Origin of the sequence: Propylenella binzhouense, from assembly GCF_009866965.1 — a bacterium.
In the GTDB taxonomy this organism is placed as follows: Bacteria; Pseudomonadota; Alphaproteobacteria; order Rhizobiales; family Afifellaceae; genus Propylenella; species Propylenella binzhouense.
The window spans coordinates 29,820-46,904 of the sequence record NZ_SPKJ01000024.1; the positions used below are offsets into that span (position 1 = coordinate 29,820).

Genomic DNA, 17,085 nt, shown 5'->3' on the forward strand with positions numbered 1-17,085 from the left:
GGCCTATCTCCTGTTGAAGGCAGGGCTGGCGAGGGCGAGGAAGATGCCCTGCTCCCGCGTCGGCGCGGTCGCGATCACGCGCAGCATCTCGTCGGAAGCCGACGATCCGAGCGTCTCCTTGGCGAAGGTCACCGGGTCCCGGTTGCGGCCGAGCTGGTGGGCCGCATAGAGCAGCCAGTTGAGGCGTGTCGTCAGCATCAGGCCGTTCAGCCATTGCGCGTTGGTGTCCGGCCAGCCGTCCGGCTGGCTCGCCATCCAGAGCGGCTGCAGCATGCTGCGCATCCCGGCGACCGTCCAGGGATTGTCGCGCGGCCCGTCCGGAACCGGGTCGGCGAGCTTCGCAGGATCCGGGTCGAGCGCCCTCAGCGTGGAGATGACCAGGTCGAAGGGCGACTTCACCTTCGAGCCGAAGGCGGTCCAGGCCTCCTCCAACCCGACGAGCGCCTCGTAGACCGGCATGAGCGCGCCGTCATGCTCGATGAACGCCTTCTCGAGGGCGGCGACCGTCTGCTCGGGCGGGTCGTCGGCTACGAAATGCCGCGCGAGCTTGGTCGCGACGAAGCGGGCGGTCGCGGGATGCCGCGCTATGTCGCGGAGCGCCGTCTCGGCATCCTCCGGCGAGGCTTCCGGTCCGGAATAGGTCTTGCCGAGAACGGTCTTCGGTCCGGGCTCGGCCGCCGCGATCGCGAAGCGGGCGAGGCCCGTGTCCCGTGCCACGGTCCAGCCGCTCAGGACGAGCGCGAGCTGCACGACGTCGTTCTGGTTGTAGCCGCCCTCCACGCCGAGGCTGTGCAGCTCGAGAATCTCGCGGGCGAGGTTCTCGTTGTAGCCGCGGCCGGTCCTGCGTCCCGCCCGCGAGTTCGGTCCGATCGAGGTCACCTGGTTCAGGTAGTACATCATGATCGGGTGCAGGCTGGTCGCCACCAGCATGTCGGCGAAGGAGCCCTTGACGTGGGGGCGGATCGCCTCGACCTGGTAGGGGCCGACCCAGCCGGCAAGCGGCACCTTCGCGCTCACCGTGAAGTGGTTGGTCCAGAACGCGACCAGCCGCTCGAAGAACGGGGAGGGGCTCTCCACGACGGCGGTGACGTAGGTATGCTGCTCTTCCGTGCGCGCGGCGGTCAGCTTGAGGCGCGCGGCCATCTGCGCTTCCGGATTGTCCTTCTGGCCCTGCACCTCGCGGATGAAGGCGAGGATGCGCTCCGGGCTCCTCATGCCGGCGAGCGCTTCCGGAACGGGCTCGGCGTCCGCGAGCTGCCGCATCAGCGAGGCCGCGCCCGGCGGCGGCACGACGCCGGGCGAAAGGCCGTAGCCGAATCGGATCGCGGCGACATCGGGCATGCTCACCATGAGCGGCTCCCACTCTCCGGGCGCGCAGTCTGGCCCCCCGGCACGCGGACCATTCCGCAGCGCAGCAAAGCAATGCTGTTTGGCCGAAATGTGGTCGTGGCCGGCGCCCGGGAGCCGTTTGCGGCGGCGGGCCGGCAGCCCTGTCCGCCAGGGAGCCTCCGGCCGTCCGCCGGGCCGGCTTCGCGGCTCAGAGATCGCGTGTCTGCGGCCGGCCCTCGCCCGTGAAGCGCACGCCGGCCTCCAGCCCGTTCTGCCAGGCGAGCTCGGCCGGAACGATGCGGCGCTCGCCCGGGATGAAGATTTCGAAGGCGGAAGGAAGCTGCGTGAAGGCGCCGAACTTGAGCCGCGCGCCGTGGCCGCTCATGTCGCGGATCAGGCAGTCCAGCACCAGCCGGTCGGAAAGGACGATCCGTCCGGCCTTCAGCGTGCGGTGCCGCTCCTCCTCCCGTCCGTTCGCGTCTTCGCGTCCGTTCACGTCGAAACCTCCTGCCGCCACGAGCGCGCGGGCCCGAACCGTGCGGGGCGATCCTGATCCGGAGGGGTTAACGGACGGCAAAATCGATGAAATTCCAGCGCCGTGCGCGCCGGCGACGCGCCCGGGCCCGTCCTCCTGCCGCTACCGGTAGAAATAGTCCACGAGCCCCATCGGCACGATCGGCACGTAGGTCACGAGCAGCAGCACCGCGGTCAGCACCGCGATGAACCAGACGTTCACCCGCGATACCTCCCAGATGTCGGCCTTGGCGATGGAGCAGGCGGTGATGAGGACGCTCGCGACCGGCGGCGTCTGCTGCCCGATCGCGAGGTTCAGCGTGACGATGAGGCCGAAATGGACCGGATCGATCCCGACCGCGGTGATGAGCGGGATGACGATCGGGATGACCAGGATGATCGCCGCGGCGGAATGCAGGAAGAAGCCGATCACCAGGAAGAAGAGGTTGAGGAGCGCGAGGATGACGTATTTGTTCTCGGTCATCCCGAGGATCGCCTGCGCGAGCTGCTGCGGCAGCCGCATCTCCGTCAGGTAGACGCCGACAAGCGCGGAGGCCGCGACGAGGAGCATGACGACGGCGGTCTGGACGGCGCCGTCGAGGATCGCCTGGCGCAGGAAGCGGAGGTCGAGCTCGCGGTAGACGACGCCGCCGATCAGGAGCGCGGCCACGACCGCGAGGCCCGCGCCCTCCGTCGCGGTGACGAAGCCGCCGAAGATCGAGCCGAGGATGATGACCGGCATCACGAAGGCCCAGATCGCCTCCTTGAAGGTCCGCCAGACGCGCCGGAGGTTGAAGATCTCCTCGACCGGCCAGCCGTAGCGCCGGGCGAAATAGTAGCAGAGCAGCATCATCGAGAAGCCGCCGATGACGCCCGGAACGATGCCTGCCACGAAGAGCTGAACGATCGAGGCGTTCGCCATCACGCCGTAGAGGATCATCGGGATGGAGGGCGGGATGATGATCGCGAGCGAGGCCGCCGAGGAGGTGACGGCGGCCGCGAAGGCGCGCGGATAGCCGCGCTTCTGCATCGAGGGGATGAGGATCGTCCCGACCGCGGCGACGTCGGCCACCGCCGATCCGGAGATCTCGGCGAAGAACATCGAGACGCCGATATTGATCATCGCCAGGCCGCCGCGGACGAAGCCGAAGAGGGCCGAGGCGAAGGCGATCAGCCGCCGCGAGATGCCGGACGCGTTCATGATCGCGCCGGCGAGGATGAAGAGCGGGATCGCCAGCAGCGGGAAGCTGCGCGACCCGTCATACATGACCAGCGCGACATTCGGGAGGATGTCGAGGCCCTGCGTCGCCACCATCGCCACCACGGCGACGGCGCCGAGCGCGACGGCGATCGGCACGTTGATCATGATGAGGGCGAACAGTCCGAGGAGCATCAAGGCGAGCGTCACGGCCGCGCCCTCCCGGCCTGGCCGCGCAGGAGCGCTTCGACATCCGCGCCGTACTCTTCCCTGGCGGTCGCGACGGCATGCTCGACCTCCTCGTGCTCGACCGAGATCCCGGCCCTGAGCTTGGCGAAGTAGCCGGGCATCGACAGGAGCTCCGCCACGATGAAGAGCACCGCGCCGATCGGGATCACGGACTGCGTGAGCTGGACCGGAACCCAGGTCAGCGAGACGAGGGTCGAGCCCTCGAGCACGTCGAGGACGACCATCCCGGTCCAGGCGAGGATCGCGAAGAAGGCGAGGACGATGATCTCGGCGAGCGCCGCGAGAGCAAGCCGGGGTCCTGGCGAAAGCGCCATCAGCACGCCGTCGAACCCGATATGCCCGCGCTTCAGGGCGGCGAGCGCGCTCGCGTAGTAGGTCAGCCAGGCGAGGAGCACGGAGGCGACCTCGTCGTACCAGCTCGGCGAGAAGCCGAGCGTCCGGGTGACGACGGCGTAGACGACGATGGCCGTGAGCGCGACCACGATCACGCCGGCGACGATCTCGAGCACGAGTTCGAGGGCACGCGAAGCCCAGTTGACGAACGTCATCGGGTATCCTGCGGCTGGAAGTGCTCCCGCCGGGGCGGGAGCACGCGGATCATCCGGGCGTCAGCGGCGCTTCACGAGCTCTTGCCGAGCGCGAGCGCCTTGTCGATGAGGTCCTTGCCGCCGCTCACCTCCTTGGCGAATTCGTCGTAGACGGGCTGCGAGGCCTTGATGAAGGCATCCTTGTCGACCTCGTTCACCTTGACGCCGGCATCCTCGATGACCTTCGCGAGGTCGCGGTCGAGCTCCGCCGCCTTCTCGTAGACGAAGGCCTGCGTCTCGCGCGCGGCGTCCTCGAGCGCCTTCTGCACGTCGGCATCGAGCTTTCCGAACTTGTTCTTGCCGACGACGACATAGGCCGGCGTGTAGACGTGGCCGGTCATCGAGAGGTACTTCTGCACCTCCTGGAACTTGGCACTCGCGATCTGCGCGAGGGGGTTCTCCTGGCCGTCGATGACGCCGGTCTGGAGCGCCACGAAGACTTCCGAGAAGGCCATCGGGGTCGGATTGGCGCCGTAGCTCTGGAACATCTTCACGCGCCAGACGCCCTTCGGCACCCGGAGCTTGATGCCCTGCAGGTCCTCCGGCGTGTTGATCGGGTGTTTGTTGTTGGTGATCTGCCGGAAGCCGTTCTCCCACACGGCGAGGATCTTGTAGCCCTTCTCCTCGGCCGCGGGGGCGAGCGTCGGCCACACGATCTCCTGCTCGATGCGCTTCATGTGGTCCCGGTCCTTGACCAGATAGGGCATCTCGAAGACGCCGAAGGCCGGAACGACGGAGGACATGACGGTGGAGGGCAGGGCGAAGTCGACCGTGCCGAGCTTCAGCTTCTGGAGGAGCTCGTCGTCGCCGCCGAGCTGGCTCGACCCGTAGACGACCACCTTCGCCTTGTCGCCGAGCTTGGCATTCGCGATCTCGGCGAACTTGTTCGCGGATGCCTCGAAGAGCGAGCCCGGCTCGCCGACATGGCCGAACTTCAGCTCGGTCTGCGCCAGCGCCGGTGAGAAGAAGCCCGCGGCGAGCACGATCCCCGCGAGCCGTAGCGTGAGTCTCATCGTCTTTCCTCCCGTTTCGGGTTCAGGTCCCGCCGGCTTTCCGCCGGTCTGGTTCAACTCCTATTCGGCGGCCTCCTTGCGAGCGTCGCCCGCGCCCGCCGTCGCGGCGAGGTGATCGAGCGCGGCCTGCACGCCGCCGCGGCGGTGGGGCACGCCGGCGAGCGCGAGCCCCATCTCCACGCCGGAAAGCGTGCCGGCGAGCATGAGGTCGTTGAAGTCGCCGAGATGCCCGATCCGGAACACCCGGTCGGCGATCTTGGAGAGGCCGTTGCCGAGCGACATGTTGAAGGTCTCGGCCACGATCCGCCGGAACCGGTCGGCGCTGTGCCCCTCGGGCATCAGGACGGCCGTCAGCGAGCCGGAATGGTTGCGCGGCTCGCGGCAGAACACGTCGAGGCCCCAGGCGGCGACCGCGCGGCGCGTCGCCTCGGCATGGCGCGCGTGCCGCGCGAAGACGGCGTCGAGCCCCTCCTCGTGGAGCATGTCGATCGCCTCGGCGAGCCCGTAGAGGAGGTTGGTGGCCGGGGTGTAGGGGAAGAAGCCCTTCTCGTTCGCCGGCAGCATCTCCTCCCACGACCAGAAGGACCGCGGCAGCCGCGCCGTCCTGGAGGCGGCAAGGGCCTTCGCGCTCACCGCGTTGAAGGAGAGGCCGGGCGGCAGCATCAGGCCCTTCTGCGAGCCGCCAACGGTGACGTCGACGCCCCATTCGTCCTGCCGGAAATCGATCGAGGCGAGCGAGGAGATCGTGTCGACCATCAGGAGCGCCGGATGGCCGGCGGCGTCGATGGCGGCCCGGACCTCGGCGATCGACGCGGTGCAGCCGGTCGAGGTCTCGTTGTGGACGACGCAGACGGCCTTGATGCGGTGTTCCCGGTCCTCCCTCAGGCGCTCCTCGATCGCGCCCGGGTGGACGCCGGTCCGCCAGTCGCCCTGCAGGAACTCCGGCTCGAGCCCGAGCCGGAGAGCGAGCCCGCGCCAGAGCGTGGCGAAATGGCCCGTCTCGTACATCAGCACCGCATCGCCGGGCGAGAGCGTGTTCACGAGCGCGGCTTCCCACGCGCCGGTGCCGGAAGCGGGATAGATGAACACCGGGCCGGAGCACTTGAAGATCGTCTTCATGCCCGCAAGCACGCGCAGCCCGAGCGCGCCGAACGCGGGGCTGCGATGATCCATCGTCGGCATATCCATGGCCCGCAGGATCCGGTCCGGCACGTTGGTCGGTCCGGGGATCTGCAGGAAGTGCCGTCCGGGCATGCGCATCGGGAGCTCCGTCGTCGGCCGCGCCAGGCGCGCCGCTGCATCGCTTGCAACTGAATTATGAATTCATTATTCGAGTCAAGCGCGATCTAGGGGAGCCGATGGCCGTTCACTCCTTCCACCCCGCGCTCGAGCGCAGGCTCCGCAACGCGCTTCAGGGCGAGGTCCTGTTCGATCCCTTTTCGCGCGGGCGCTACGCGACGGACGCGTCGTTCTACCAGGTGATGCCGCTCGGGGTGGCGGCGGTCCGGGGCGAGACGGACCTCGCGGCAGCCCTCGCGATCGCCCGGGAGGAGGGGGTGACCGTGCTGGCGCGCGGCGGCGGCACCTCGCAATGCGGCCAGACCGTCAACGAATCGCTCGTTCTCGACACCTCGAAGCACTTCGACCGGATCCTGGAGCTCGACGTCGCCGGGCGCCGCTGCACAGTCGAGCCGGGCATCGTTCTCGACGAGCTCAACCGCGCCCTGAAGCCGCACGGCCTCTGGTTCCCGGTCGACGTGTCGACCTCGTCGCGGGCGACGATCGGCGGCATGGCCGGCAACAATTCCTGCGGCACGCGCTCGATCCGATACGGCATGATGCGCGACAACGTGATCGCGATCGACGCGCTGACCGCCGACGGGCGCGCGCTCCGATTTGCCGAAGCGCCGCGCGAGACGATCCTGCGCAACGAGCCGGGTGTGGACGGCGGGCTCTTCCGCGACCTCCTCGCCCTCGGCGCGGAGAACGCGGACGAGATCAAGGCAAGGTTTCCGCAGGTGATCCGCCGGGTCGGCGGCTACAATGTCGACGCGCTCGTGCCGAACGGGCCCACGAACAATCTCTCCCATGTCCTCGTCGGCTCGGAAGGCACGCTCGCGCTTTCGACGCGGATCGAGCTGAAGCTTTCGCCGCTGCTTCCGCCGAAGCTCGTCGGCGCCTGCCATTTCGCGCGCTTCTACGATGCCATGGACGCGGCCCGGCACCTCGTCACGCTCGGGCCGACGGCGGTCGAGCTCGTCGACCGCACCATGATCGAGCTCGCCCGCGACATCCCGATGTTCCGCCCGACCGTGGAGCGCTTCGTGACGGGCGAGCCGGAGGCCGTGCTGCTGGTCGAGTTCGCGGAGGAGGAGCCTGGCGAGAATCGCCGCCGCCTCGCCCGCCTCGGCGAGATGATGGGCGACCTCGGCTACGGCTTCGACCGCGAGGGACGGCATTGGGGCGGCGTGGTGGAGATCGAGTCGCCCGCGCTGCAGGCCGCGATCACCGACGTGCGCCAGTCCGGCCTCAACATCATGATGTCGATGAAGGATGCGCGGAAGCCGGTCTCCTTCGTCGAGGATTGCGCGGTGCCGCTCGAGCACCTTGCCGACTATACCGAGCGGCTGACCGCCATCTTCGAGAAGCACGGCACGCGCGGCACCTGGTACGCCCACGCCTCGGTCGGCTGCCTGCATGTCCGCCCCGTCCTGAACCTCAAGCTCGACAAGGACGTGAAGGCGATGCGCGCGATCGCCGAGGAGGCGTTCCAGGCGGTGCGCGACTACAAGGGCTCGCATTCCGGCGAGCACGGCGACGGCATCGTGCGCTCCGAGTTCCACGAGATGATGTTTGGCCGGCGGATGGTCGAGATCTTCGGCGCGGTGAAGGACCGCTTCGACCCGGCCGGCGTCCTCAATCCGGGCAAGATCGTGCGCGCGCCGCGCATGGACGACCGGAGCCTCTTCCGCTACGGGCCGGGCTACCAGCCCGCCGGCATGATGCCCGTTCTCGACTGGTCGGACTGGAGCGGGCCGGCGGCCGGCCTCCAGGGCGCCGTCGAGATGTGCAACAACAACGGCGCCTGCCGGAAGCTCGAGGGCGCCGTCATGTGCCCGTCCTACCGGGTGACGCGGAACGAGCGCGACGTCACCCGCGGCCGGGCGAACAGCCTGAGGCTCGCCCTTTCCGGCCAGCTCGGCCCGGATGCCTTCGCCTCCGACGCGATGATGGAGACGCTGAAGCTTTGCGTCTCCTGCAAGGGCTGCCGGCGCGAATGCCCGACCGGCGTCGACATGGCGAAGATGAAGATCGAGGTGCTGGCGGCGCGCGCGGCGGAGCGCGGGATCGGCCTGCGCGAGCGGCTCGTCGCCTGGCTGCCCCGCTATGCGCCCGCCGCCTCGAGGCTCCGCCTCCTCATGAACCTCAGGGACCGCATTCCGGGTTTGCCCCACGCTTCGGAACGGATCGCCGGCTTCGCCGCAAGGCGGCCGCTGCCGGTCTGGCGCGCCGACCGGTTCGACCGGATCGGCGAGAGCCTCGGGCCGGAATCCGGCCGCGAGGTCGTCCTCCTGCCGGACACCTTCAACGTCTGGTTCGAGCCGGAAAACCTGCGCGCCGCGCTCGGCGTGCTGCAGGCCGGCGGATACCGGGTCCATGTCGCCGGTCCGGCAAGCGGTCGGCCGCTCTGCTGCGGCCGCACCTTCCTGTCCGCCGGGCTCGTGGAGGAGGCGCGCGCCGAGGCCCGCCGGCTCGTCGCCGCCGTGCTCCCCTTCGCGCGCCGCGGCGTGCCGGTCGTCGGGCTCGAGCCGAGCTGCATCCTGTCGCTCCGCGACGAGCTCGGATCCATGCTGCCCGGCCCGGACGCAAGGACGCTCGGCGCCCATGCGCTGCTTTTCGAGGAATTCCTCGCGCGCGAGGCGGAGGAGGGCAGGCTCGACCTTGCGCTCGCGCCGCTCCCCGCAAGCGCCTATCTCCACGGCCACTGCCACCAGAAGGCATTCGGCACCATGGCCGCCGTCGAGACCGCGCTGAGGCTCGTCCCCGATCTGCAGGTGAAGACGATCGCGTCCTCCTGCTGCGGCATGGCCGGAGCGTTCGGCTATCAGGCCGAGACGTACGAAATCTCGATGGCCATGGCCGAGCTCGGCCTGCTGCCGGCGGTCCGGAAGGCGGAGCCGGACGCCCTGATCGTCGCCGACGGCACCTCCTGCCGCTACCAGATCGAGCACGGCGCGGGCCGCCCCGCCGTCCATGTCGCCCGCGTGCTGGAACGGTCCTTGCTTGCCGCGGCGGCGGGGAGGGCATGACCATGAACGCTCCGGAAGCCGAGTTCATCCCGCGCCGCTCGCTGCACGACGAACTCACCGCGCGCGTCCGCGCCCTCATCACCGAAGGTGCGCTGGCGCCGGGCGAAAAGATACCCGAGAAGGAGCTCTGCGAGCGCTTCGGCGTCTCGCGCACGCCGCTGCGGGAGGCCCTCAAGGTCCTCGCCTCGGAGGGGATCGTCACGCTCCGGCCCAATCGCGGGGCGCGCGTGAGCGCGCTCACCGCCGCCGAGCTGGAGGAGGTCTTCCCGGTGATGGGCGCGCTCGAGGCGCTTTCCGGCGAGATCGCCTGCCGCCACATCAGCGACGCGGAGATCGCGGAGATCCGCGCGCTCCACGCCCGCATGGTGGAGCACTGGCGCGCCGGCGAGCGCGAGCCCTATTTCCGGCTCAACCAGGCGATCCACGAGGCGATCCTGGAGGCGACCCGGAACGAGACGCTGAAATCCATGTATCGCGGCCTCGCCGGGCGGCTGATGAAGGCGCGCTACATCGCCAACATGTCGCCCGAGCGCTGGGCGGCGGCCGTGGCCGAGCACCAGGCGATCCTCGCCGCGCTGGAGCGGCGCGACGGGATCGGCCTTTCGGCGATCCTGAAGGCCCATCTCGCCGGCAAGCTGGCGACGGTGAAGGACTGGCTCGAGCGGCAGGAGCCGCCCGGGAACGGCGCCGCCCGGCAGGCGGACTGAGCGCGCCGGTGCGGGCCGCGCCCGGCGTTCTCAGAAGATGTTGAAGACGTAGAGCAGCACGATCACCGAGATCGGTACGCCGAGAAGCCAGAGTATTCCCGCCTTGAGCATTGGAGCCTCCCAAGTTGGCCGCCCCTGCCAACGCGGCAGCGGTTACTTGGTTGCGGCGGCGCCCGAAGCGGGCGTCAGCTCTTGTCCAGGCTTCGCAGCGCGGCCCGCCGTCTCGCGGTCGCCCAGGCCCAGACGAGCACGACGCCGACGGAGCCGGCGAGGATCGGGAGACGGAGGCCGAAATGCTCCGAGGCCGCCCCCATCAGGAGGGCGCCGAGCGCCGGGCCGCCGCGGAAGAGCAGCCCGTAGATCCCGAGCACGCGGCCGCGCATGGAAGCGTCGACCGAGACCTGGATGAGGGTCTGCGCCGCCACGCCGCTGGTGGCCATCGCGAAGCCGGTGACGACCAGCAGCGGCACCGCGACCGCGAGCCGGTCGGTCGCGGTGAAGAGCGCGCTGGTGAGGGCCACGAACGCGGTGCTCCACATCAGGATGCGGCTCAGTCCGGGCACGCCCGAGCGCCCGCCGAGCCAGATGCCCGAGAGGATCGCCCCGCCGCCGACCGCCGAGGTGAGCATCGCGAGGCCCGAGGCGCCGGACCGGAAGATCTCGGCCGCGAAGCCGGGCAGCAGTTCGAGCAGCGGACGCGAGCCGACATTGCTGGCGATGAGCAGGATGAGGACGGTCGCGATGCCCTGGTGCGTGACGGTGTAGCGGATGCCGTCTGCGAGATCCCGCAGGAATCGTTTGCCCGCCGGCTTGACCTCCTCCTCGGCGGAGAGCCGTATCTGCGCGAGGACCAGCAGGAAGGCGACGAAGCTCAGCGCGTTGACGGCATAGGCGATCGAGATGCCGCCGGTCGAGATCAGGATGCCTGCGGCGGCCGGGCCGAGGAAGCGCGCGAGGTTGAAGACGATCGCGTTCACCGCGACGGCGGTCGAGATGTCGGCGCGGGGAACGAGCGCCGGGATGAGCGCGAGCCGGGCGGGCTGGTTGAAGGCCGCTACGACGCCGAGGAAGGTGGTGAGCGTGATGAGCAGCGCCGGCGTGATCCGGTCCGTCGCGGTCAGCCCGAAGAGGGCGATCGCCTGCAGCATCGACAGGAACTGGGTGAACCGCGTCACCCTCAGCCGGTCGGTCCGGTCCGCCACGGCGCCGGCGAACGGCCCGAGGATCACGGTCGGGAACAGGTCCGAGAAGGCGACCAGCCCGAGCCAGAAGCCCGACTGGGTCAGGTCCCACATCAGCCAGCCGGTGACGATGCGCTGCATCCAGGTGCCGGTCAGGGAGATGAGGTTGCCGGCCGTGTAGAAGCCGTAGTTCCGGTTCCGCAGGACCGCCGCGATCGGCCGGAAGCCCGAAAGGACGTTCATCGGCGAGCCCTCGGTCGCATCGGAATCAGTGGGGAGCGCATGGCAAGCTCCTGCCGCAGGCTCGGGTCGCTGGAAAGGGTGCGTCCGGAGAGATGCCCGTCTTGTATCCCAAGGTTGCGTGTTCGTGCATGCTTTGCCGGAAAAGGCGTTGTGCCGGTCGTCCGGCCCGGGAAGATGCCGCGCGCCGGCGAACAGGCCGTTGACATGTCCGATATTACGATCACACAATCATCCTGGCTCAACGAAAAAGAACCGTAGAGGGAACGTCGGGCTGCCGGGGAAGAGAGCGGAAGGCCGGCCCCGGCTCTGATTGCCTCCGTCACGTCGGCGGAGCGCTGGAGTCGAGCGGAGGAATGAGCTTGCGGGCGGACTGGCGGACGATCGACACCGACCTCCTCGTCATCGGCGGCGGGGTTGCCGGAAGCATGGCGGCCATCCCGGCGCTCGAGGCGGGGCTCGACGTGGTGGTATGCGAGAAGGGCCGCGTGCTCGACAATTGCGGCAGCGTCGGCTGCGGCGTCGACCATTACCTGACGGTGATGGAGAGCGGGCCCGAATGGGACACGCCCGAGTTCCTGCTCCGGCACCTGCCGCAGCTCACGGACGGCATCGTGGACATGGCGGTGGCGAGCCGCGTCATCCACGAGATGCCCCGCATCCTGCGCAAGATCGAGGGCATGGGGGTAGACTTCAAGGATCCGCGGACCGGCGATTACTCGCGCCACCGCTCGTTCGGCCTGCCCGGCGCCTATCACATCAATTTCGACGGCACCGACTTCAAGCGGAAGATCGGCAAGCACGTCCGCGCCGGCAAGGCGACCGTGCTGATGCGGACCATGGCCGTGCAGCTGCTCGTCGAGGAGAACAGGGCCTACGGCGCGCTCGCCTTCAACTTCCGCACCGGCGAATGGATCGCCATCCGCGCCAAGGCCGTCGCCCTCACCGCCGGCGACGTCAACCGGCTCTCGGAGAACGCTTCGGGGCTCGCCTTCGACAGCTGGCACTTCCCCTACAATACCGGCGATGCCCAGGCGATGGCGTTCCGGGCGGGCGCCGCGCTGACGAACATGGAGTTCACCGAGGCGACGCTCACGCCGAAGGGCTTCTCGGCGCAGGGCCTCAATGCCGTCGTCTCGATGGGCGCCTATTTCCTGAACAAGCACGGCGAGCGGTTCATGTTCCGCTACGACGAGAAGGGCGAGAACGCCCGCCGCGCCGTGCTCGCCGACGCCGTCATCAACGAATATCTCCTCGGCAACGGCCCGATCTACCTCGACTGCCGCCATCTGCCGGAAGAGGAGCTCGACCACATGGAGGAGACCCTCCAGGTGGACCGCTACACGCTGCCGGCCTTCTACCGCCAGAAGGGCGTGAGCTTCCGGACCGACCTCATCGAGGTCTCCATCTCCGAGCTCTCGATCCGCCGCAGCGGCGTCTATTTCCGCGGCAGCGGGCTTGCCGTCGATACGACCGGCGAGACCTCCGTCGAGGGCCTCTTCGCTGCCGGCGACTGCGCGAGCGTCTCCGGCGGGATCGCCGGCGCCGCCGTGCTCGGCCACATTGCCGGCGAAGGCGCGGTCGTGCGCATGCGCGCCACCTACGGGGCGCGGCCCGACATCGATTGGGCCGACGCGGAGCGCATCCGGGCGGAGGCGGAGGCCGCGCTCGGCCGCGCGGGCGGCATGCCCTGGAAGGCGTTCGAAGGCACGATCCGCCGCACCGTCAGCGACTATGTCGGGGTGCGCCGCAGCGAGCGGGGCCTGCGCCTCGCGCTCGAAACGCTCGCCGCTCTCGCCGTGAAGGAGGGCGAGCTCGCCGCCTCCGACCTGCACGGCCTGATGCGCGTGCAGGAATCGAGGAACATCCGGCTCAACACCGAGATCATGGCGACCGCCGCGCTCGCGCGGACGGAGACGCGGACCCGTTCCGCCCATCGCCGCGTCGACCATCCGGAGCCCGACAACGAGAACTGGCGGAAGTTCGTGCTGGTCGAGAAGGGGCCGGACGGCCGTCCGTCCGTCCGCGCGATCGACGCCGGCCGGCCGCTCGCCGATTCTTTCGCGCGCCGGTCCCAATCGCAGACTGAGGGGAGCTTGCCTTATGCTGCCGGTCTCTGACCCGTCCGTGCACAACCCGATCCAGATCGATCCGGAGCTCTGCATCCGCTGCAATCTCTGCGACTGGATCTGCCCGGGCGACATCATCTACAAGGAAGAGAACAACAAGCAGACCATGCCGGTCGTCGCCTACCCGGACGAGTGCTGGTACTGCGGCCTCTGCGAATCGACCTGTCCGACCGACGCCATCACGGTCGTCTTCCCGGAGCGCATGCTGCGCAACCAGACGGATGTTGTGACACTGCTCGGAAAGGTGGTCTGATCGGAAGAGCCGGCGTCCGCGCGCGGCGGCCGGCAGGCCGCGGGACGGGGACGCGGGCGAGGGGGGCACCGCCAGAACAAGACCAAGGGCGGGCCGCAGGGAGGAGCTTGGAATGGTTGATGCCATCTGGGCCGGGCTGGCAGCGCTCGCTGCGCCGCAGGCGCTCGGCTTCATGGTCATCGGGGTCTGCTACGGAATCGTGATCGGCATCCTGCCCGGGCTCGGCGGGATCGTCGCGATGGCGCTGCTCCTGCCCTTCACCTGGGACATGGATTTCGCGCCGGCCATGGGCCTGCTCCTCGGAGCCCATATCGCGACGATCTGGGGCAGCTCGGTCACCAGCATCCTGTTCCGGGTTCCGGGGGCCGCGAAGAGCATCGCGCTGATCTTCGACGGCTTCCCGATGACGCAGAAGGGCGAGGCGAGCAGGGCGCTCGGGGCGTCGGCCGCCGCCGCGCTCATGGGCGGCGTGATCGGCGCCGTCTTCCTCGCCGTCTCGATCCCGATCACGCGGCCCGTCATGATGGCGCTCGGCCCGGCCGAGTTCCTGATGCTCGCGCTCTGGGGCCTGACCGTCCTCGCGACCTTCAGCGAAGGCTCGATCCTGAAGGGGCTCGCCGCCGCGGGTCTGGGGCTCCTGACCGCCTTCATCGGCATGGACCTGGTGACGGCGACCCCGCGCTTCACCTTCGGAAGCATCTATCTCCTCGACGGGATCTCGTTTCCGGTCGCCATGATCGGCCTCTTCGCCATCGCCGAGATGATGAAGCTCTTCGCCACCGGCGGAGCGCTCGTCGAGCGCGACCTCACCGCCGAATCGAGCTCGGTCTGGCAGGGTGTGCGCGACGCCTTCAGCCACTGGGGCCTGGTGTTCCGCTCGAGCCTGCTCGGGCTCTGGATCGGCGTGCTGCCGGGCATCGGCGCGAGCGTCGGCGGCATCGCCGCCTACGCGCAGGCGCTCCGCACCTCAAAGAGCCCGGAGACCTTCGGCAAGGGCAATGTCGAGGGCGTCATCGGCCCGGACGCGACGCTCGGCGCCAACGAGGGCGGCGGGCTGCTGCCGACGCTCGCGCTCGGCATTCCGGGCGGCGAAGGCATGGCGATCGTGCTCATCGCCTTCATCGGCCTCGGCGTGGTGCCGGGCCCGAAGATGCTCACCGACCATCTCGACCTGGTCTTCACCCTGGTCTGGGTGATCGCGCTCGCCAGCATGGTGACCGCGGTGATCGGCCTCATCATCTCGCCCTATCTCGCCCGCGTGCCGAGCCTCAACAACAACATCATCATCCCGCTCGTTCTGTCGGTCTGCGTGATCGGCGCCTATGCCGCGCGCGGCCAGGTGTCGGACGTGATCGTCGCCGCCGTCTTCGGCGTGATCGGCTACGTCATGGACAAGTACCGCTATTCCCGGGCGACCTTCGTGATCGGCATGGTTCTCGCCGTGATGATCGAGCGGAACCTGCATCTCTCGATCTCGCTCTACGGCGACTGGTTCATCTTCAAGCGCCCGGTCGCCGCGATCATGCTCGTCTTCATCGTCGTGACGACGGCCTGGCCGTTCTATCGGAACTGGAAGCGCGACAGGGAGCTGCGCAAGCTCGCCCTCGCCGAGACGGGGAGGGCCACGTGAGCCGCCGGATGCAGGAGAACGTCGTCGCGTTCTTCGTCCTCTTCATCTTCATCGCCGCGATCGTCGCCTCGACGGGCTACGGGCCGCGGGCGCGCCTCGTGCCGATCCCGATCGCGGCGATCGGCGCGCTCATCATGATCGCCCAGATCGCGCTGCAGAACCTTCGCTCCGAGCAGGACCTGAAAGTCGACCTGCTCGAGTTCATCTCGCGCAAGGCGACGGGCGACCACGAGGAGGAGACGGCGGGCGAGGGCGGATCGGCCGAGCCGGCCCGGCGCCGCACCGCCGCGCGCGAGTTCGGGGCGCTCGGCCTCCTCGTCCTCATCGTCGGGATGTTCCTCGTGATCGGGCCGATCCCGGCCATGTTCCTGTTCACCGCGGGCTATTTCGTGCTCAGCCGGCACTATTCCGTGCCGCTCGGCCTGCTCTACGCGCTCGCCGGGACGGCCGCGGTCTACGTGCTCTTCGATCTCTGGCTCGGCGTCGACATGAATGCCGGGATCTACGACCTTGGTTTCGGCCTCTTCTGAGGAGGGGCGCCCCGTGCACGGGCGGGCAATGACCCGGCGCAGGCAGAAGATTGGGAGGAAGGAATGCTGAGGAAGTGGAAATCCGCGGCGGCGGGGCTCGCCGCATCGGCGCTGCTTGCGGTGCTGCCGCTCGCGGGGGCTTCGGCCGGGCCGGTCTATGACGGCAAGGACGTCACCGTCATCGTGCCGAACTCGGCGGCGGGAACGATGTCGCGCTATGCCCAGATGCTGGCGCCGCACCTTGCGAAGAATCTCGGGGCCGACAACGTCCGGATCGACAACCAGCCCGGCGCCGGCAGCCTGAAGGGCACCAACGCGCTCTGGAATTCCAAGCCCGACGGCATGACGATCGGGTTCACGAACATCCCGACCCTGCTCATCGCGCAGATCGCCGAAAGCCCGGGCGTCCGCTTCGACGCGACGAAATTCGTCTATCTCGGCCGCGTCGCCGCGGAGCCGAGGCTGATGCTGGTCGGCGGCAACAGTCCGATCAAGTCGGTCGACGACATCCGCAATCTCGGCCGTCCGTTCGTCTTCGCCTCCCAGGGCACCGACGAGGATTTCTACACCATGGTCGTGCTCGCCAGCGCGCTCGGCTACGAGCTCAAGATCGTGACGGGCTACGAGGGCGAGGCGGACACCTCGCTCGCCGTCATCAAGGGCGACGCCGACGGCCAGATGACGAGCTGGACCGGCTCGCTCCCGCAGATCCAGGCCGGCGACAAGCGGCCGATCGTGTTCGCGACCCGGGAGCGACAGGACGTCGCCCCGGACGTGCCGACCGCGATCGAGCTCCTCAAGGACGAGACCAAGAAGGGCCAGGTCGAGGCGATCGCCGACATCCTCAACCTTTCCCGCGGCTTCTTCGGCCCGCCCGGGATGGACGAGGCCGCCGTCGCGGAGATGCGCGCGGCGATCGAGAAGACGCTGACCGATCCGGAGGTCGTGAAGGAGATGGCCGCCAAGGACCTGCCCATCGTCTTCGCGCCCGGCGAGAAGCAGCAGAAGACGGTCGGGCAGGTGTTCGCCGCGGCGAAGGACCTCACGCCGACCTTCAAGCAGGCGCTCGCGCAGATCAAGTAGCCGGCCCGACCGGGCCGGAGCGGGCTCAGGCCGCGCGCTCCGGCCAGAAGGCCCAGAGCAGGAGCGCCGCCGCCGCCAGCCAGACGGCGACGATGGCGGCGGCGCCGGCCGCGCTGGTCGGGCGCTCCGCGCG

At 69.1% G+C, this 17,085-nt stretch carries 14 protein-coding genes; 7 read left to right on the forward strand and 7 right to left on the reverse strand.

The features are described 5' to 3' along the window. Positions 1-3: 3 nt before the first annotated feature. The 6 genes from E4O86_RS09400 to E4O86_RS09425 form a co-directional block, all read right to left on the reverse strand. A complete protein-coding gene (locus E4O86_RS09400; RefSeq protein ID WP_161140276.1) occupies positions 4-1,350 on the reverse strand; it encodes a DUF1800 domain-containing protein in 1,347 nt (448 codons plus the stop codon). A gap of 187 nt (positions 1,351-1,537) precedes the next feature. Beyond that, complete coding sequence (locus E4O86_RS23790) at positions 1,538-1,825, reverse strand: PilZ domain-containing protein (protein WP_161140277.1); 288 nt, start codon at positions 1,823-1,825, stop codon at positions 1,538-1,540. Positions 1,826-1,966: 141 nt separating this feature from the next. Beyond that, a complete protein-coding gene (locus E4O86_RS09410) occupies positions 1,967-3,250 on the reverse strand; it encodes a TRAP transporter large permease subunit (protein WP_161140278.1) in 1,284 nt (427 codons plus the stop codon). Next, a complete protein-coding gene (locus E4O86_RS09415; protein ID WP_161140279.1) occupies positions 3,247-3,837 on the reverse strand; it encodes a TRAP transporter small permease in 591 nt (196 codons plus the stop codon). Before E4O86_RS09415 ends, E4O86_RS09410 begins: the two co-directional genes overlap by 4 nt. A 71-nt stretch (positions 3,838-3,908) precedes the next feature. After that, positions 3,909-4,889 carry a TRAP transporter substrate-binding protein gene (locus E4O86_RS09420; RefSeq protein WP_161140280.1) on the reverse strand — a complete coding sequence of 327 codons (981 nt, stop codon included), beginning with the start codon at positions 4,887-4,889 and terminating at the stop codon, positions 3,909-3,911. A gap of 60 nt (positions 4,890-4,949) precedes the next feature. Continuing rightward, positions 4,950-6,149, reverse strand: coding sequence for a pyridoxal-phosphate-dependent aminotransferase family protein (locus E4O86_RS09425; RefSeq protein WP_161140281.1), 1,200 nt, complete (start codon positions 6,147-6,149; stop codon positions 4,950-4,952). A gap of 98 nt (positions 6,150-6,247) precedes the next feature. Between E4O86_RS09425 and E4O86_RS09430 the strand changes: the two genes are divergently transcribed. Together E4O86_RS09430 and E4O86_RS09435 are read left to right on the forward strand one after the other, a co-directional pair. After that, positions 6,248-9,199, forward strand: coding sequence for an FAD-binding and (Fe-S)-binding domain-containing protein (locus E4O86_RS09430; protein ID WP_161140282.1), 2,952 nt, complete (start codon positions 6,248-6,250; stop codon positions 9,197-9,199). 2 nt (positions 9,200-9,201) lie between these two features. Beyond that, on the forward strand, positions 9,202-9,906 hold the full coding sequence (locus tag E4O86_RS09435) for a GntR family transcriptional regulator (RefSeq protein ID WP_343039133.1): 705 nt from the start codon (positions 9,202-9,204) through the stop codon (positions 9,904-9,906). A 185-nt stretch (positions 9,907-10,091) separates the two neighbouring features. On the opposite strand, the gene E4O86_RS09440 is transcribed toward E4O86_RS09435, so the two are convergent. Continuing rightward, positions 10,092-11,330, reverse strand: coding sequence for an MFS transporter (locus E4O86_RS09440; RefSeq protein WP_161140284.1), 1,239 nt, complete (start codon positions 11,328-11,330; stop codon positions 10,092-10,094). A gap of 353 nt (positions 11,331-11,683) precedes the next feature. On the opposite strand from E4O86_RS09440, the gene E4O86_RS09445 reads away from it, so the two are divergent. The 5 genes from E4O86_RS09445 (at position 11,684) to E4O86_RS09465 (ending at position 16,952) form a co-directional block, all read left to right on the forward strand. After that, the gene (locus tag E4O86_RS09445; RefSeq protein WP_161140285.1) at positions 11,684-13,447 is read left to right on the forward strand and encodes an FAD-binding protein; all 1,764 of its coding nucleotides are present in this window, start codon (positions 11,684-11,686) and stop codon (positions 13,445-13,447) included. Beyond that, positions 13,431-13,709 (forward strand): 4Fe-4S dicluster domain-containing protein, encoded by a 279-nt coding sequence (locus E4O86_RS09450; RefSeq protein ID WP_161140286.1) that lies wholly within the window; start codon positions 13,431-13,433, stop codon positions 13,707-13,709. The genes E4O86_RS09445 and E4O86_RS09450 overlap by 17 nt, the downstream gene beginning before the upstream one ends. 112 nt (positions 13,710-13,821) lie before the next feature. Continuing rightward, the gene (locus E4O86_RS09455; RefSeq protein WP_161140287.1) at positions 13,822-15,339 is read left to right on the forward strand and encodes a tripartite tricarboxylate transporter permease; all 1,518 of its coding nucleotides are present in this window, start codon (positions 13,822-13,824) and stop codon (positions 15,337-15,339) included. Continuing rightward, complete coding sequence (locus E4O86_RS09460) at positions 15,336-15,869, forward strand: tripartite tricarboxylate transporter TctB family protein (protein WP_161140288.1); 534 nt, start codon at positions 15,336-15,338, stop codon at positions 15,867-15,869. Before E4O86_RS09455 ends, E4O86_RS09460 begins: the two co-directional genes overlap by 4 nt. A gap of 63 nt (positions 15,870-15,932) precedes the next feature. Then, positions 15,933-16,952 (forward strand): Bug family tripartite tricarboxylate transporter substrate binding protein, encoded by a 1,020-nt coding sequence (locus E4O86_RS09465; RefSeq protein WP_161140289.1) that lies wholly within the window; start codon positions 15,933-15,935, stop codon positions 16,950-16,952. Positions 16,953-17,085: the final 133 nt, after the last annotated feature.

Coding starts and splice junctions, on each gene's coding strand:
- E4O86_RS09400 (WP_161140276.1), bottom strand. CDS start 1,350: ATGGTGAGCATGCCCGATGTCGCCGCGATCCGATTCGGCTACGGCCTT.
- E4O86_RS09415 (WP_161140279.1), bottom strand. CDS start 3,837: ATGACGTTCGTCAACTGGGCTTCGCGTGCCCTCGAACTCGTGCTCGAG.
- E4O86_RS09420 (WP_161140280.1), bottom strand. CDS start 4,889: ATGAGACTCACGCTACGGCTCGCGGGGATCGTGCTCGCCGCGGGCTTC.
- E4O86_RS09425 (WP_161140281.1), bottom strand. CDS start 6,149: ATGCGCATGCCCGGACGGCACTTCCTGCAGATCCCCGGACCGACCAAC.
- E4O86_RS09430 (WP_161140282.1), top strand. CDS start 6,248: ATGGCCGTTCACTCCTTCCACCCCGCGCTCGAGCGCAGGCTCCGCAAC.
- E4O86_RS09435 (WP_343039133.1), top strand. CDS start 9,202: ATGAACGCTCCGGAAGCCGAGTTCATCCCGCGCCGCTCGCTGCACGAC.
- E4O86_RS09440 (WP_161140284.1), bottom strand. CDS start 11,330: ATGAACGTCCTTTCGGGCTTCCGGCCGATCGCGGCGGTCCTGCGGAAC.
- E4O86_RS09445 (WP_161140285.1), top strand. CDS start 11,684: ATGAGCTTGCGGGCGGACTGGCGGACGATCGACACCGACCTCCTCGTC.
- E4O86_RS09450 (WP_161140286.1), top strand. CDS start 13,431: ATGCTGCCGGTCTCTGACCCGTCCGTGCACAACCCGATCCAGATCGAT.
- E4O86_RS09455 (WP_161140287.1), top strand. CDS start 13,822: ATGGTTGATGCCATCTGGGCCGGGCTGGCAGCGCTCGCTGCGCCGCAG.
- E4O86_RS09465 (WP_161140289.1), top strand. CDS start 15,933: ATGCTGAGGAAGTGGAAATCCGCGGCGGCGGGGCTCGCCGCATCGGCG.